At 68.1% G+C, this 13,000-nt stretch carries 13 protein-coding genes; 7 read left to right on the top strand and 6 right to left on the bottom strand.

Features of this window, described 5'->3' with window-relative positions:
* Positions 1-41 precede the first annotated feature (41 nt).
* Positions 42-1,310: a phosphoribosylamine--glycine ligase gene (gene purD, locus ACLBYA_RS14250; RefSeq protein ID WP_447710066.1), complete on the top strand. Its 1,269-nt coding sequence runs from the start codon at positions 42-44 to the stop codon at positions 1,308-1,310.
* Here purD and ACLBYA_RS14255 read toward each other — a convergent pair.
* A complete protein-coding gene (locus ACLBYA_RS14255; RefSeq protein ID WP_447710067.1) occupies positions 1,300-2,115 on the bottom strand; it encodes an alpha/beta hydrolase in 816 nt (271 codons plus the stop codon). The genes purD and ACLBYA_RS14255 overlap by 11 nt on opposite strands.
* 95 nt (positions 2,116-2,210) lie before the next feature.
* Here ACLBYA_RS14255 and ACLBYA_RS14260 point away from each other — a divergent pair, with 95 nt between their 5' ends.
* From ACLBYA_RS14260 to ACLBYA_RS14280, 5 genes are read left to right on the top strand one after another with little or no spacing between them, the layout of a single operon-like run.
* Complete coding sequence (locus ACLBYA_RS14260; RefSeq protein WP_447710068.1) at positions 2,211-2,840, top strand: TetR/AcrR family transcriptional regulator; 630 nt, start codon at positions 2,211-2,213, stop codon at positions 2,838-2,840.
* Positions 2,841-2,859: 19 nt separating this feature from the next.
* Positions 2,860-4,281: an APC family permease gene (locus ACLBYA_RS14265; protein ID WP_447710069.1), complete on the top strand. Its 1,422-nt coding sequence runs from the start codon at positions 2,860-2,862 to the stop codon at positions 4,279-4,281.
* An 11-nt stretch (positions 4,282-4,292) separates the two neighbouring features.
* Entirely contained in the window at positions 4,293-5,711 is a 1,419-nt protein-coding gene (gene purB, locus ACLBYA_RS14270; RefSeq protein ID WP_447710070.1) for an adenylosuccinate lyase, read from the top strand.
* Positions 5,708-6,913: a cytochrome P450 gene (locus ACLBYA_RS14275; RefSeq protein WP_447710071.1), complete on the top strand. Its 1,206-nt coding sequence runs from the start codon at positions 5,708-5,710 to the stop codon at positions 6,911-6,913. Before purB ends, ACLBYA_RS14275 begins: the two co-directional genes overlap by 4 nt.
* Positions 6,914-6,930: 17 nt before the next feature.
* Positions 6,931-7,518 (top strand): DUF1707 SHOCT-like domain-containing protein, encoded by a 588-nt coding sequence (locus ACLBYA_RS14280; RefSeq protein ID WP_447710072.1) that lies wholly within the window; start codon positions 6,931-6,933, stop codon positions 7,516-7,518.
* On the opposite strand, the gene ACLBYA_RS14285 is transcribed toward ACLBYA_RS14280, so the two are convergent.
* On the bottom strand, positions 7,466-8,365 hold the full coding sequence (locus tag ACLBYA_RS14285) for a type IV toxin-antitoxin system AbiEi family antitoxin domain-containing protein (RefSeq protein WP_447710165.1): 900 nt from the start codon (positions 8,363-8,365) through the stop codon (positions 7,466-7,468). The genes ACLBYA_RS14280 and ACLBYA_RS14285 overlap by 53 nt on opposite strands.
* A gap of 123 nt (positions 8,366-8,488) precedes the next feature.
* On the opposite strand from ACLBYA_RS14285, the gene ACLBYA_RS14290 reads away from it, so the two are divergent.
* Entirely contained in the window at positions 8,489-9,466 is a 978-nt protein-coding gene (locus ACLBYA_RS14290; RefSeq protein WP_447710073.1) for an ABC transporter substrate-binding protein, read from the top strand.
* Here ACLBYA_RS14290 and ACLBYA_RS14295 read toward each other — a convergent pair.
* Genes ACLBYA_RS14295 through ACLBYA_RS14310 form a run of 4 tightly spaced genes read right to left on the bottom strand, consistent with a single transcriptional unit; the run spans position 9,463 to position 12,976 of the window.
* Positions 9,463-10,269 (bottom strand): ABC transporter ATP-binding protein, encoded by an 807-nt coding sequence (locus ACLBYA_RS14295; RefSeq protein ID WP_447710074.1) that lies wholly within the window; start codon positions 10,267-10,269, stop codon positions 9,463-9,465. The two genes, ACLBYA_RS14290 and ACLBYA_RS14295, sit on opposite strands and share 4 nt — an antisense overlap.
* Before the next feature lie 10 nt (positions 10,270-10,279).
* Positions 10,280-11,323 (bottom strand): FecCD family ABC transporter permease, encoded by a 1,044-nt coding sequence (locus tag ACLBYA_RS14300; protein WP_447710075.1) that lies wholly within the window; start codon positions 11,321-11,323, stop codon positions 10,280-10,282.
* Positions 11,320-12,339 (bottom strand): FecCD family ABC transporter permease, encoded by a 1,020-nt coding sequence (locus tag ACLBYA_RS14305; RefSeq protein WP_447710076.1) that lies wholly within the window; start codon positions 12,337-12,339, stop codon positions 11,320-11,322. The genes ACLBYA_RS14300 and ACLBYA_RS14305 overlap by 4 nt, the downstream gene beginning before the upstream one ends.
* Before the next feature lie 25 nt (positions 12,340-12,364).
* Positions 12,365-12,976 (bottom strand): hypothetical protein, encoded by a 612-nt coding sequence (locus ACLBYA_RS14310; RefSeq protein ID WP_447710077.1) that lies wholly within the window; start codon positions 12,974-12,976, stop codon positions 12,365-12,367.
* Positions 12,977-13,000 lie beyond the last annotated feature (24 nt).

Below are 13,000 nucleotides of genomic sequence, written 5' to 3' on the forward strand. Positions count from 1 at the left end.
CCGGATACGGTTGGCCGCCGGTGCGGATAGGGTTGGCACTCGTGCGCGTCCTCGTCATCGGATCCGGAGCCCGTGAACACGCCCTGCTGCTCGCCCTGCGGCGCGACCCGCAGGTCGACTGGTTGGGCATAGCCCCCGGCAATGCCGGCACCGGCACCATCGCCGACCAGTACGAGGTCGACATCAGTTCCGGCGCCGAGGTGGTCAAGCTCGCCAAGAAGGTGCAGGCCGATCTGGTGGTGGTGGGGCCGGAGGTGCCGTTGGTGCTCGGAGTGGCCGATGCGCTGCGCGCCGCCGGGATCGCCTGCTTCGGGCCGTCCAAGGATGCCGCCCGCATCGAGGGCTCGAAAGCCTTCGCGAAAGACGTCATGAACGCTGCCGGGGTCCGCACCGCCGGAAGCGAGATCGTCGACACCCCCGCCCACCTCGATGCCGCCCTGGACCGCTTCGGTCCGCCTGCTGGTCAGGCCGCCTGGGTGGTCAAGGATGACGGCCTGGCCGCGGGGAAGGGTGTCGTCGTCACCACCGACCGCGACGCTGCCCGCGCGCATGCCGCCGGACTACTGGACTCCGGCCACCCGGTGCTGCTCGAATCCTTCCTGGACGGCCCCGAGGTCTCCCTGTTCTGCGTCGTCGACGGCGAGACCGTCGTCCCGCTGCTGCCCGCCCAGGACTTCAAGCGTGTCGGCGACAACGACTCCGGTCCGAACACCGGCGGCATGGGCGCCTACACCCCGCTGCCCTGGCTGCCCGCGCAGACGGTCACCCAGATTGTCGACGAGATCGTCAAACCCGTTGCTGCCGAGATGGTTTCCCGAGGCAGCTCGTTCTCGGGGCTGCTGTACGCCGGGCTGGCGATCACCTCGGCGGGACCGTCGGTGGTGGAGTTCAACTGCCGTTTCGGTGATCCCGAGACCCAGGCGGTACTGGCACTGCTGCAATCCCCGCTCGGTGGCCTGCTCAACGCCGCCGCCACCGGGACGCTGGCGTCGTTCGGTGATCTCGAATGGAGTGACGGTGCCGCCGTCACCATCGTCATCGCCGCGGAGAACTATCCGGGCCGGCCGCGTACCGGCGACGTCATCGGCGGTGCCGAGGCCGAGGGTGTGCTGCATGCCGGCACCGCCCGTCGCGACGACGGTGCCGTGGTGTCGGCTGGCGGCCGGGTGCTGTCGGTGGTCGGAACCGGTGCGGACCTCGACGCCGCGCGTGCCACCGCCTATCGGCTGGCCGGTTCGATCAAGTTGCCCGGCAGTCACTTTCGCACCGATATCGGACAGGCCGCGGCCGAGGGGCGGATCAGCCTCTGACCAGCAGCGGGGCCAGCCAGGTGATCTCGGCGGGCAACTGCGCGCTCCAGAATCCGCCGTCGTGCCCACCCGGGGAGAATCCGCCCGCAGGCGGATTCGGCAACTGCGCGATGAACTGACGGGTCGCCGATGCGAACGGATCGCTGTCACCGCAGTCGATACGCAGCGGGATCGATCCCAGGGCCGGCAGGCCCCACACACTGTTGGCCGCGTAATCCTCGGCATCGTCGAACGCGCCCGGCGCCGCGGCCCCGGCCGAGTTCCACAGCGCGGGGCTGACGGCGCAGATCGCCGCGGTGCGGGCCGGCCCCAGTCGGGCCCCGAGCAACAGCGCGCCGTAACCGCCCATCGACCAACCGAGGAATCCCACCCGCGAGGTGTCCAGGCCCTGATCGGACAGCGTCGGTAACAGTTCGTCGAGCACCATCGCGCCGGCATCCTCGCCCGAGGCGCGGTGGTGCCAGTACCCGCCGCCGCCATCGACCGCCACCACCGCGAAGGGCGGTAGGCCCGCCGCAACCGCCTGCGCCAGCCCTTGTTCCACGCCGCCCGCCATCACCGTCGCGGCGTCGCTTCCCTTGCCGTGCAACGCGATCACGGGCCGCAGTGGTGCGCTCTGGCCGGGTGGTCGGGCGATCGCCCAGTTGGTCGGCAGGCCACCGCGCGCGGCGGAGACGAACGAACCCGCCTGATAAGTCGGCGCAGGATCCGCCCGGGCGAGCGCCGGTGCGATGGATGCGCCCACGGCCAGACCCAGGCCCATGCGCAGCAGTGTTCGGCGATTCGGCGCAGGCATGCGCGCCATCTTGCCACCGCCGCACACCGGGTCGCGCCCCGATACATGTGTATCGCCTTAATGATTGCCGAAAACCCCCGAATTACTGGGGCTTTGCTGGCACCATGCAAGGCGTGACGGCGGCGGTGACCCCCAAGGGCGAGCGGCGGCGGTGCGCTCTGGTGAGCGCTGCCGCCGACCTGCTGTGCGAGGGCGGCATCGACGCGGTGCGTCATCGTGCGGTCGCCGCCCGGGCCGGTCTGCCGTTGGCTTCGACGACGTACTACTTCTCCTCGCTGGACGACCTGATCGCCAAAGCCGTCGAATATGTCGGCATCCGCGAGGCCGAACAGCTGCAACTGCAAGTGGCGGCCTTGTCGCGCCGCCGCCGCGGTGCGGAGTCGACGGCGGACCTACTGGTGGACCTGCTGGTCGGGGACGACCCCGGCTCCCGGGTGTCCGAACAGCTGATCTCCCGCTACGAACGCTTCATCGCCTGCGCACGCCAGCCCGAGCTGCGGGACATCCAGCGGCGCATCCTGCGGCAGCGCACCGATGCCGTCCTCGAGGTCGTCGAGCGCTCCGGCCGGGCGGTCCGTTCCGAACTCGTCACCGCTTTGGTGTGCGCGGTGGACGGAGCTGTGGTTGCCTCATTGGTGGACGAAGGGGACGGCCCGCGAGCGACCGCCCGCGCCACGCTGATCGATGTGATCGACGTGCTCGCACCCGTCGATGATCGGGCCGTGCACGTCTGACTGAGGTAAGGGGGCAGGCATGACACAGCCGGAAACCAAGGAGGAACCCCAACTTCGGCGGGTGATGGGCCCCGGCCTGCTGCTGTTGTTCGTGGTGGGCGACATCTTGGGCACCGGTGTCTACGCGTTGACCGGTCAGGTGGCCAAGGAGGTCGGTGGCGCCGCCTGGCTACCGTTCCTGATCGCTTTCGCCGTGGCCACCATCACCGCGTTCAGCTACCTGGAACTGGTCACCAAGTATCCACAAGCCGCAGGCGCAGCGCTCTACGCGCACAAGGCTTTCGGTATCCAGTTCGTCACGTTCCTGGTCGCCTTCGTCGTGATGTGTTCCGGAATCACCTCGGCGTCAACGGCTTCCAGGTTCTTCGCGGCCAACTTCTTCACCGCCTTCGACTTCAGCTGGGGTAAGGCCGGCGTGGTGGTGCTGGCGCTGTTGTTCATGGCGATGCTGGCGATCGTCAACTTCCGTGGTGTCGGTGAGAGCGTCAAACTCAACGTCGCGCTGACCTTCGTCGAGATCACCGGCCTGGCCATCGTCATCCTGGTCGGATTGTGGGCCTTCACCGGCGGGGTCGCCGATGTCGACTTCTCCCGGGTGGTCGCCTTCGACACCCCGGCCGACAAGGGCACCTTCCTGGCAGTCACCACGGCCACCTCACTGGCGTTCTTCGCGATGGTCGGGTTCGAGGACTCGGTGAACATGGCCGAGGAGACCAAGGACCCGGTCCGGATTTTTCCGAAGGTGCTGCTGACCGGACTCGGCATCGCCGGCGTCGTCTACGTGATCGTGGCGATCGTCGCCGTCGCGCTGGTGCCGGTCGGGGTGCTCGCCGAGAGCGAGACCCCGCTGATCGAGGTGGTCAAGGCCGGCGCACCCGGCCTGCCGATCGAAGCGATCCTGCCGTTCATCTCGATGTTCGCGGTGGCCAACACCGCGCTGATCAACATGCTGATGGCCAGCCGGTTGATCTACGGCATGGCCCGTCAGCATGTGCTGCCGCCGGTGCTCGGCACGATCCACCCGAAGCGGCACACCCCGTGGGTGGCGATCGTGTTCACCACGCTGATCGCCTTCTGCCTGATCTTCTACGTCTCGGCGGTCGCCAACAGCAGTGCCATCGCCATCCTGGGTGGCACCACATCGCTGCTGCTGCTCGCCGTGTTCGCGATGGTCAACGTCGCCGTGCTGGTGCTGCGCCGCGACGTGCGGGCCACCGGCGGGCACTTCCGGACACCGACCGCACTGCCGGTCATCGGCTTCCTGGCCTCGACGTACCTGGTGCTGCCGTTCTCCGGCCGGCCTGCCCAGCAGTATCTGCTGGCCGGAATCCTGATCCTGACCGGCATCGTGCTGTTCGGCGTCACCACGCTGATCAACCGGCAGCTCGGCATCCGCGGGGAAGGCATCACCGATCCGACCCACCTCGGGGACGCCCCCTAAGCTGGTTGTCCGTGACGATCCCGAATGTTCTGGCCAACCGCTACGCCAGCGATGAGATGGCCGCGATCTGGTCACCGGAAAACAAGATCATCGCCGAGCGCAAGCTCTGGCTGGCCGTGCTGCGTGCCCAGGCCGAACTGGGCATCCCGGTGCCCGATGGTGTCGTGGCCGACTACGAGCGGGTGTGCGAGAACGTCGACCTGGCCTCGATCGCGGCCCGTGAGCGGGTGACCCGCCACGACGTGAAGGCCCGCATCGAGGAGTTCAACGCGCTGGCCGGCCACGAGCACGTGCACAAGGGGATGACCAGCCGCGACCTGACCGAGAACGTCGAGCAGCTGCAGATCCGGCAATCGCTGGAGCTGGTGTTCGCGCACGGGGTTGCCGTCGTCGCCCGGCTCGCCGAGCGGGCCGTGGTCTACCGCGATGTGGTGATGGCCGGTCGTTCGCACAATGTCGCCGCCCAGGCCACCACGCTGGGCAAGCGGTTCGCCTCGGCGGCCGAGGAGACCCTGGTGGCGCTCACCCGGTTGCGTGAGCTCATCGACCGCTACCCGCTGCGCGGGGTGAAGGGCCCGATGGGCACCGCCCAGGACATGCTGGACCTGTTCGACGGGGACGATGCGCGGCTGGCCGAACTGGAGCGCCGCGTCGCCGAATTCCTGGGTTTTACCGATGTTTTCACCAGCGTCGGGCAGGTGTACCCGCGCTCACTGGACCACGATGTGGTCTCTGCGCTGGTGCAGCTGGGTGCCGGGCCGTCCTCGTTCGCCCACACCATCCGGCTGATGGCCGGCCATGAGTTGGTCACCGAGGGGTTCGCGCCCGGCCAGGTCGGTTCCTCGGCCATGCCGCACAAGATGAACACCCGTTCCTGCGAACGGGTCAACGGGCTGCAGGTGATCCTGCGCGGGTACGCCTCGATGGCCGCCGAGCTGGCAGGCGCGCAGTGGAACGAGGGTGACGTGTTCTGCTCGGTGGTACGCCGGGTCGCGCTGCCGGATGCGTTCTTCGCGATCGACGGGCAGACCGAGACCTTCCTGACGGTGCTCGACGAGTTCGGGGCCTACCCGGCCGTCATCCAGCGTGAGCTGGACCGCTACCTGCCGTTCCTGGCGACCACCCGAATCCTCATCGCCGCGGTCCGCACCGGGGTGGGCCGCGAAACCGCCCACGAGGTCATCAAGGAGCATGCCGTGGCCGTGGCGCTGGCCATGCGGGAGAAGGGCCAGGAGCCCGATCTGCTGGACCGGCTGGCCGCCGATCCGCGACTGCCGTTGGACCGCATCGCGCTGGAGGCCGCGCTGGCCGACAAGGCGGCGTTCACCGGTGCCGCCGGTGCCCAGGTCGACGGGGTGGTCGCCGCGGTCGACGAACTGGTCAGCCGGTTCCCGGAGGCGGCCAAGTACACCTCGGGCGCCATTCTGTGACCCTTGCCGACCTGACCGATCTGGACAATTTCGCGGCGGGCTTCCCGCACGAGCTGTTCCGCATCCATCGGGTCGAGGCGCCGGTCTACTGGCATGAACCGACCGAGCACACCCCCGACGGCCAAGCCTTCTGGTCGGTGGCTGGCTACGCGGAAACCCTTGCCGTGCTGCGTGATCCGGTCACCTTCTCCTCCGTGACCGGTGGATCGCGGCCCTACGGTGGCACCCTGCTGCAGGATCTGGCCGTCGCCGGTCAGGTGCTCAACATGATGGACGATCCGCGGCACGCGCAGATCCGCCGGCTCGTCAGTTCGGGCCTCACCCCGCGGATGATCGCCCGGGTCGAAGACGATCTGCGGGTCAGGTCACGGGCATTGCTCGATACCGTGGAACCCGGTGCCCCGCTCGACTTTCTGGTCGAGGTGGCCGCCGAACTGCCGATGCAGATGATCTGCATACTGTTGGGAGTGCCTGACTCCGAACGGCATTGGCTCTTCGAGGCGATTGAGCCGCAGTTCGACTTCGGATCCGGCCGCAGCGCGCGGGTGGGGCAGTTGACGGCCGAGCAGGCCGGATCGCGGATGTACGGCTACGGTATGGAACTCATCGCCGCGAAACGGGCCGCGCCCACCGACGACATGCTGTCCGTGGTCGCCAACGCCACTGATGCAGAGTTGAGCGATCTGGAGCTCTATCTGTTCTTCAGTCTGCTGTTCAGCGCCGGCGCGGAGACGACTCGCAATGCCGTGGCAGGCGGACTGTTGGCCCTCATCGAGCATCCGGATCAGCTGGCCCGCCTACAGGCCGACCCGAGCCTGCTGCCCGGCGCGATCGAGGAGATGGTGCGGTGGACGACCCCGTCACCGTCCAAGCGCCGCACCGCCACCGAGCCCGCGACACTGGGCGGATGTGCGATCGAACCCGGCCAGAAGGTGCAGATCTGGGAGGGCTCGGCCAACCGCGACCCGGCCGTGTTCGCCGATCCGGACGTCTTCGACATCGGCCGAAAGCCGAATCCGCACTTGGGTTTCGGTCAGGGGGTGCACTACTGCCTGGGCGCGAACCTGGCCCGCCTGGAACTGCGCGTCATGTTCGAGGAGCTGTTGGCGAGGTTCGGTGAGTTCCGGCTCGTCAAGCCGGTCGAGTGGACCCGTAGCAACCGGCACACCGGTATCCGGCACATGGTCGTCGAGTTCGGCTGATCGTTACCCTGAAAAGTATGGACGCTGGTAACGACGACCATGTCCGCGTCTCCGACGCCGACCGGGCACGGGTGAACGGGCTGCTGGAGCGTGCCGTCTCGGCGGGCATGCTGTCGCTCGACGAGTTCGCCGACCGGACCGATACCGCGTTGGCCGCGCGCACCCGCGGTGAGTTGCGGGTGGTGCTCGCCGACCTGCCCACCACGCAGCTGGGTGTGCCGGCCCGCCCGCAGCTGCCACCCGAACAGCTGACCGGTTGGATGACCGCCATCGAGCGACGCGGACAGTGGACTGCCGCACCGGTGCTGCAGCTGCAGACCCGGATGTGCAGCACCACCTTGGACTTCACCTCGGCGGTGCTGCCCGGGCCGGTGGTCGAGATCGTCATAGACGACTACTGCAGCTCCACCGAACTGATCGTGCCGCCCGGATGCACCGCCGACCTCAACGGCATCGACACCGTCGCGGCCAGCGCGACGCTGAAGGTGCGTGGCGCACCGCGGTCGGAGCAGCTGCACGTCATCGTGCGGGGCAAGGTCCGGTTGGGGTCGGTCACCGTGCGGCACCCGTTCGGGAGTTGGCTGCGGCGGTTGCACGGCGGATAGCGAACTGGACTTCGGCGATCACCCGCTCGGGGTATTCGGTGAGGTCCAGCCAGGTGAATCGCAACACCTGGTATCCCATCAGGGCGAGTTCGTTCTGCTTGACCCGATCCCGTTGAAAGTCATCGTGGTCGGAGTGGGAGGCCAGTCCGTCCACCTCGATCGCGATCTTGAGAACGCCGAAGAGAACGTCCACCTCCCAACGCCCGACGCGCTGGTTGGCCTTCCATCCGGTGATACCGGCCTCGCGGAGCAGCTTCACCAGAATGCGTTCCGCAACGGAGTGGGCGCCGTCGTCGGCGGCGCGCAGCAATGCGCGAGCGGTCGGTGAGCCATGTCGGCCGGTGTTACGTAGGTGCGCCCGCCAGAGTTCGCGCAGATCCAGGAGATGTCGCTGCAGGGCGGTGTCGATGATGCGTATCCCGCCGCCGGGGCGTGCGGCCGCTTCGACGATGGTCAGCGGGAGTGCGGTCAGTCGCAGTCCGTCGCGGACGGTGCAGTCGGCGGGTTCGAGGTCCCGCCGTCGGGTGCGGATGCCATACCGCTTCGGGGGATTGCTGACCGCCGGCACCGTCACCTCGACGACCTCGGGCGGATACTTCGTCAGGCCCCACCACCAGGCCGCGGACATTCCACTGCCGGTCGCCCGCGGGCCGTATCCCCAGATGGCCGCCCGGATGCGGGCATGGTCGGTCAGCGGCCGGTCATCGACGAAATACACCCCGGGTGAGCAGCGCAGCCAGAGTCCGGAGCGGACCCTGCGATAGACCGTCTGACGGCTCAAGCCGACCTCTCTGGCCTGGGCGAGTGTGATCACACCGTCGTGATCGCGGAGCAACTGGGCAATCATGCTCATTTGGACGCAGTGCTCCGCCGAACGGTTCCACCCGTGGCGATTTGCGCACACTTTGTAACGCCGAGTGTTACTGAATGTGCGCAAATCGCAGGGTGATATGTGGGTTAGGGTGACCTAATGCTCAACACCTCGCGTATCGCGGTGGCCCTGGTGGCCGTGAGTCTGGCCCTGGCCGGCTGCTCATCCCCGGAGAACTCGGAGAGCCCGGCGAACAATGCCGAAGCGGTCGAAACCGTCACCATCGCACACAAATTCGGAGGGACTGAAGTCCCGGCAAACCCGCAGAACATCGTCACGGTGGGCTGGAACGACCAGGACTTCGTGCTGGCGCTCGGCGTCGTCCCGGTCGGTACCCGCAGCTGGTACGACAACTACAACGACTTCCCCTGGGTCAAGGCGGAGACCGACGGCAAGGGCGTCCCGGTGATCGAGGGCGACACCATCAACTTCGAGGCCATCGCCGCGGCGCAACCCGATGTCATCTTCGCGATCTACGAGACCATCGACCAGAAGACCTACGACCAGCTGTCCCAGATCGCGCCGACGGTCATCCAGTCCGCGGATTACGCCGATGAGGAAACACCCTGGGACGTCCAGCTTCTGACGACCGGTGCGGCGCTGGGCAAGAAGCAGCAGGCCCAGGATCTGGTCGATGAGGTCAACGGCAAGATCGAGGAGGCCAAGACGGCGCACCCCGAATTCGGCGAGAAGACCCTGGTCGCCGATTTCAGCTCCGAGGTCGACGCGCCGTATCTGATCGGCAAGGGTGATCCGCGGCGCGCGCTGTTCGACGAACTGGGCTTCGGCGCCCAGGAGACCGTCGGCGACGTCTCGCAGGAGAAACTGAGCCTGCTCGACGGGGACGTGTTGTTCATCAACGGCGTCACCAAGGAACAGCTGGCCGACTCGCCGGCCTTCCAGCGCCTGAATGTGGTGCGCGAGGATCGCACCCTGTTCGCCGGGTCGGAATCCACGCTGTCCGGCGCACTGGCGTACAGCGGACCCAATGCTCTGCTGTACGCCGTCGACCTACTGGTGCCGCAGCTGAGTAACGCATTACAAGGCAAGCCGGTCGCCGACCTGTCGGACTCCTAACTGCGACGACGGGCCTTGTCCCGCGGTGAGGCCCGCGGGATCACCAGTGGGGTACCGGTTTCCGGGTCGTCGATGATCTGGCAGCGCAGCCCGTACACATCTTCGACCAGGGCCGCGGTGATCACCTGGGCGGGCTCGCCCTGCGCGACGATCCGACCCGCCTTCATCGCGATGATCTGGTCGGCGAATCGGCAGGCGTGGTTGAGATCGTGCAGCACGGCCACGATGGTGCGGCCTTGGGTGGCGTTCAATTCGGCGAACAGGTCCAGCAATTCGATCTGATGCGCGATATCCAGGAAGGTCGTCGGTTCGTCGAGCAGGATGAGCGGGGTCTGCTGGGCGAGGACCATCGACACCCAGACCCGTTGCCGTTGACCGCCGGACAGCTCGTCGACCGCGCGGCCGGAGATGGCGTCGACCCCGGTCGCAGCCATCGCGTCGGCCACGGCGCGCTCATCGTCGCGGGAGAACTGGCGCAGCACCCGTTGATGCGGAAACCGGCCTCGGGCAACCAGATCGGCGACCGTGATGCCCTCCGGCGCGATCGCCGACTGCGGCAGCAGCCCCAGCCTGCGGGCCACCTCCTTGGTGCGCAGCGAGCTGATGTCGGCGCCGTCGAGGATGACCTGCCCGCCGGCCGGTCGCAGCAGCCGGGCCAGCCCGCGCAGCAGCGTCGATTTGCCGCAGGCGTTCGGGCCGACGATCGCGGTGATGGCGCCTTCGGCGATCTCGGCGGTCAACCCGGCCACGATCGGTGTGTCCCCGTAGCCGAGCGACAGATCATGCGCCCGCAGTTCCGTCACGATGTTCTCCCTACTGCCGCCGTGCCTGCACGATCAGCAGCCACACCAGGTACAACCCGCCCGCCACCACGGTCACCGCGCCGACCGGCAGCTCGGCCGGTGCAAAGATCCGCAGGGCGATCAGATCGCTTGCCAACAACAGAAATGCACCCATCACCGCCGACGAAACCAGGCCCACCCCGGGTGTCGCGGTCAGCCTGCGGGCCAGTTGCGGTGCCGCCAGCGCCACGAACGAGATCGGGCCGGCCGCCGCCGTCGCCACCGCGATCAGTACGACACCGGCCCCGAAATAGGCCAGCCGGACCCGCTCCGGTCGCAGCCCGAGCGCGCCGGAGATGTCGTCACCCATCTGCAGGACCGGCAGTTGCGGTCCGATTCCGATCAACCACGCCACCGCCGCCACGACGCAGATCAGCACCGGCACCACCTGCTCCCAGCGCAGCCCGCTGAGCGTGCCCTGCTGCCAGATGGCCGCCGTCACCGCCTGGTGCAGTTTGATCTTGAGAATGATCCACTGGTTCAGCGAACTGAGCATGGCGCTGACGGCGATGCCCACGATGATCAGCCGGAACCCGGCCAGACCGTTGCGATAGGCCAGCAAATAGACCGCCGTCGCGGTGAGCAGGCCGCCGGCCACCGCGCCCGCCGCGGTCAGGTAGTAGCCACCACCGAACAGGGCGATGGCGATCAGCGCCCCGGTGTAGGAGCCGAACCCGAACCCGATGACATCCGGGCTGCCCAACGGATTACGGGTCAACGCCTGGAAAATGGCACCGGACACCCCCAGGGCGGCGCCGATCACCAGGGCCGCAACGATCCGCGGCATTCGCCACTCCAGCACCACCACACTGGTGAAACCCTGGTCTGACCCGGTCAGGACCGCGATCACCTCCGCCGGTGATACCGGGTACTCACCGACGCCGAGCGCGAACACCGCGAGCACTACGGCACCCAGGCCGAGCCCGCTGAGCACGCCGATGCTGCGCCACGATGCGCGCAGCGCCAACCGGGGTTCATGGCGCAGCACCAGCTGCGGACGCCCGAAGTCGATCACAGGGCACTCGCCTTCGTGCGGCGCACCAACCAGATCAACACCGGCGCACCGATGAACGCGGTCACGATCCCGGCAGGCAGCTCACCCGGACGCACCACGACCCGGCCCAGCACATCGGCCGCCAGCAGCAGGGCGGGTCCGGCGACGACGCAGTACGCGCAGATCCACCGCCAATCCGGCCCGGTGAACCAGCGCACCGCGTGCGGGACCATCAGCCCGACGAACCCGATCGGGCCGGCCGCCGCGGTGGCGGCCCCGGCCAGCAGGGTGATCGCGAGGATCCCGAGGACCCGGGTGCGGATCACGTTGCCGCCCATCGCCACCGCGAGATCGTCACCGAGCGCGAGCGCGTTGAGGCCACGGCTGACGTACAGGCACAGCACTGCCCCGAGGGCGATGAACGGCGCGACGATCCACACCGCGTCCAGGCCGCGCCCGTCGAGTGCGCCGGCGTCCCAGAACCGCATCGAATCGAACGCCCGCGGGTTCTGCAGCCGGATGGTGAACGAAATGCCGTCGGCCACCGCTCCGATTGCCACCCCGGCCAGCAGCATCCGTACCGGCGTGACCGCCGCCCGGCCCGTCGCACCGACCAGATACACCAGCACCATGGCGATGGCCGCGCCCAGGAACGCGAACCACACGTAGGTCAGCATCGAGTTCAGGTGCAGGAACGCGATCGCCGCGACGACGAACAGCCCGGCCACCGATTCGATGCCCAGGATCTGGCTGTCGGCCAGCGGGTTGCGGGTCAGTCCCTGGATCAGCGCGCCGGACAGTCCGAGCGCGATCCCGACGACGATGCCCAGGATGGTCCGCGGGATGCGCAGGTCGTGCACGATCCACTGGTCACCGGTGTCGGTGTAGTCGATGACGGCATGCCACACCGTCGACGGCGCGACGCTTTCGGTGCCGACGGCCAGACTGAGGACGCACATGGCGGCCAGCGCGGCGGTGGTGAGGATGAGGCCGGTGAGGCGTCGGTCCCGCGTGCTGACCGCAATCGCCCCCGACATAAGGGCACGCTAACTCACGAACCTGTCAGAGCTTCACCCCGGCGGCGTGTAGCTCCAGGAGCGCCAGCCCGCGGATCGCCGGGCGGTCGTCACGGCGCCAGGCGCCGATCGGGTCCGGGTCCACCGCGGTCAGCTTGGACAACGGCCGGTTCGCCAGCGCCCGCATGGCCAGCAGTTCCTGCCCGGCATGCGTCGAAGCCAGCGTCAACACCGTCAGCTTGCGCCGGAAGAACCGGATCCGCAGGAACAGCCACGGCATACCCACCGTCACGATCGGCGTCGCCGCCACCGCGATCGCGAGCAGCCAGGCCAACCAGGTCGCGGTGCTGTCGAGGTTCTGACCTGCACCGGCGATCTCGGCCGCGGCGTCACTGGCGGCGCGCAACGGGCCGCTGAGTCCGTCACCGATGAACGGCACATCGTCGACGCTGTCGCCGGCCGAACCGAGACTGCCGGACACCCCGTCGGCACCTTGTTGCACCTGGCGGCCCACCTCGGCGATGGTTGCCACCGCCGAATACACCCCGGTGCCCACCACCACCCAGACGAACGTCCAGACGAGGACCGCGATATCGCTGACGATCTGGGCCAGCAGCCGACCGGGCCGGGTGGCGTAGGGCAGGTACCGCAGTCTCATACTTTCGATCCCAGCACATAGGGT

It is taken from the genome of Mycobacterium sp. C31M, from assembly GCF_053345865.1.

Bases quoted from the DNA above. Each gene is read 5' to 3' on its own strand.
- ACLBYA_RS14265 (WP_447710069.1), top strand. From the start codon at position 2,860: ATGACACAGCCGGAAACCAAGGAGGAACCCCAACTTCGGCGGGTGATG.
- ACLBYA_RS14255 (WP_447710067.1), bottom strand. From the start codon at position 2,115: ATGGCGCGCATGCCTGCGCCGAATCGCCGAACACTGCTGCGCATGGGC.
- ACLBYA_RS14280 (WP_447710072.1), top strand. From the start codon at position 6,931: ATGGACGCTGGTAACGACGACCATGTCCGCGTCTCCGACGCCGACCGG.
- ACLBYA_RS14290 (WP_447710073.1), top strand. From the start codon at position 8,489: ATGCTCAACACCTCGCGTATCGCGGTGGCCCTGGTGGCCGTGAGTCTG.
- ACLBYA_RS14305 (WP_447710076.1), bottom strand. From the start codon at position 12,339: ATGTCGGGGGCGATTGCGGTCAGCACGCGGGACCGACGCCTCACCGGC.
- ACLBYA_RS14285 (WP_447710165.1), bottom strand. From the start codon at position 8,365: ATGATTGCCCAGTTGCTCCGCGATCACGACGGTGTGATCACACTCGCC.
- ACLBYA_RS14260 (WP_447710068.1), top strand. From the start codon at position 2,211: ATGCAAGGCGTGACGGCGGCGGTGACCCCCAAGGGCGAGCGGCGGCGG.
- ACLBYA_RS14310 (WP_447710077.1), bottom strand. From the start codon at position 12,976: ATGAGACTGCGGTACCTGCCCTACGCCACCCGGCCCGGTCGGCTGCTG.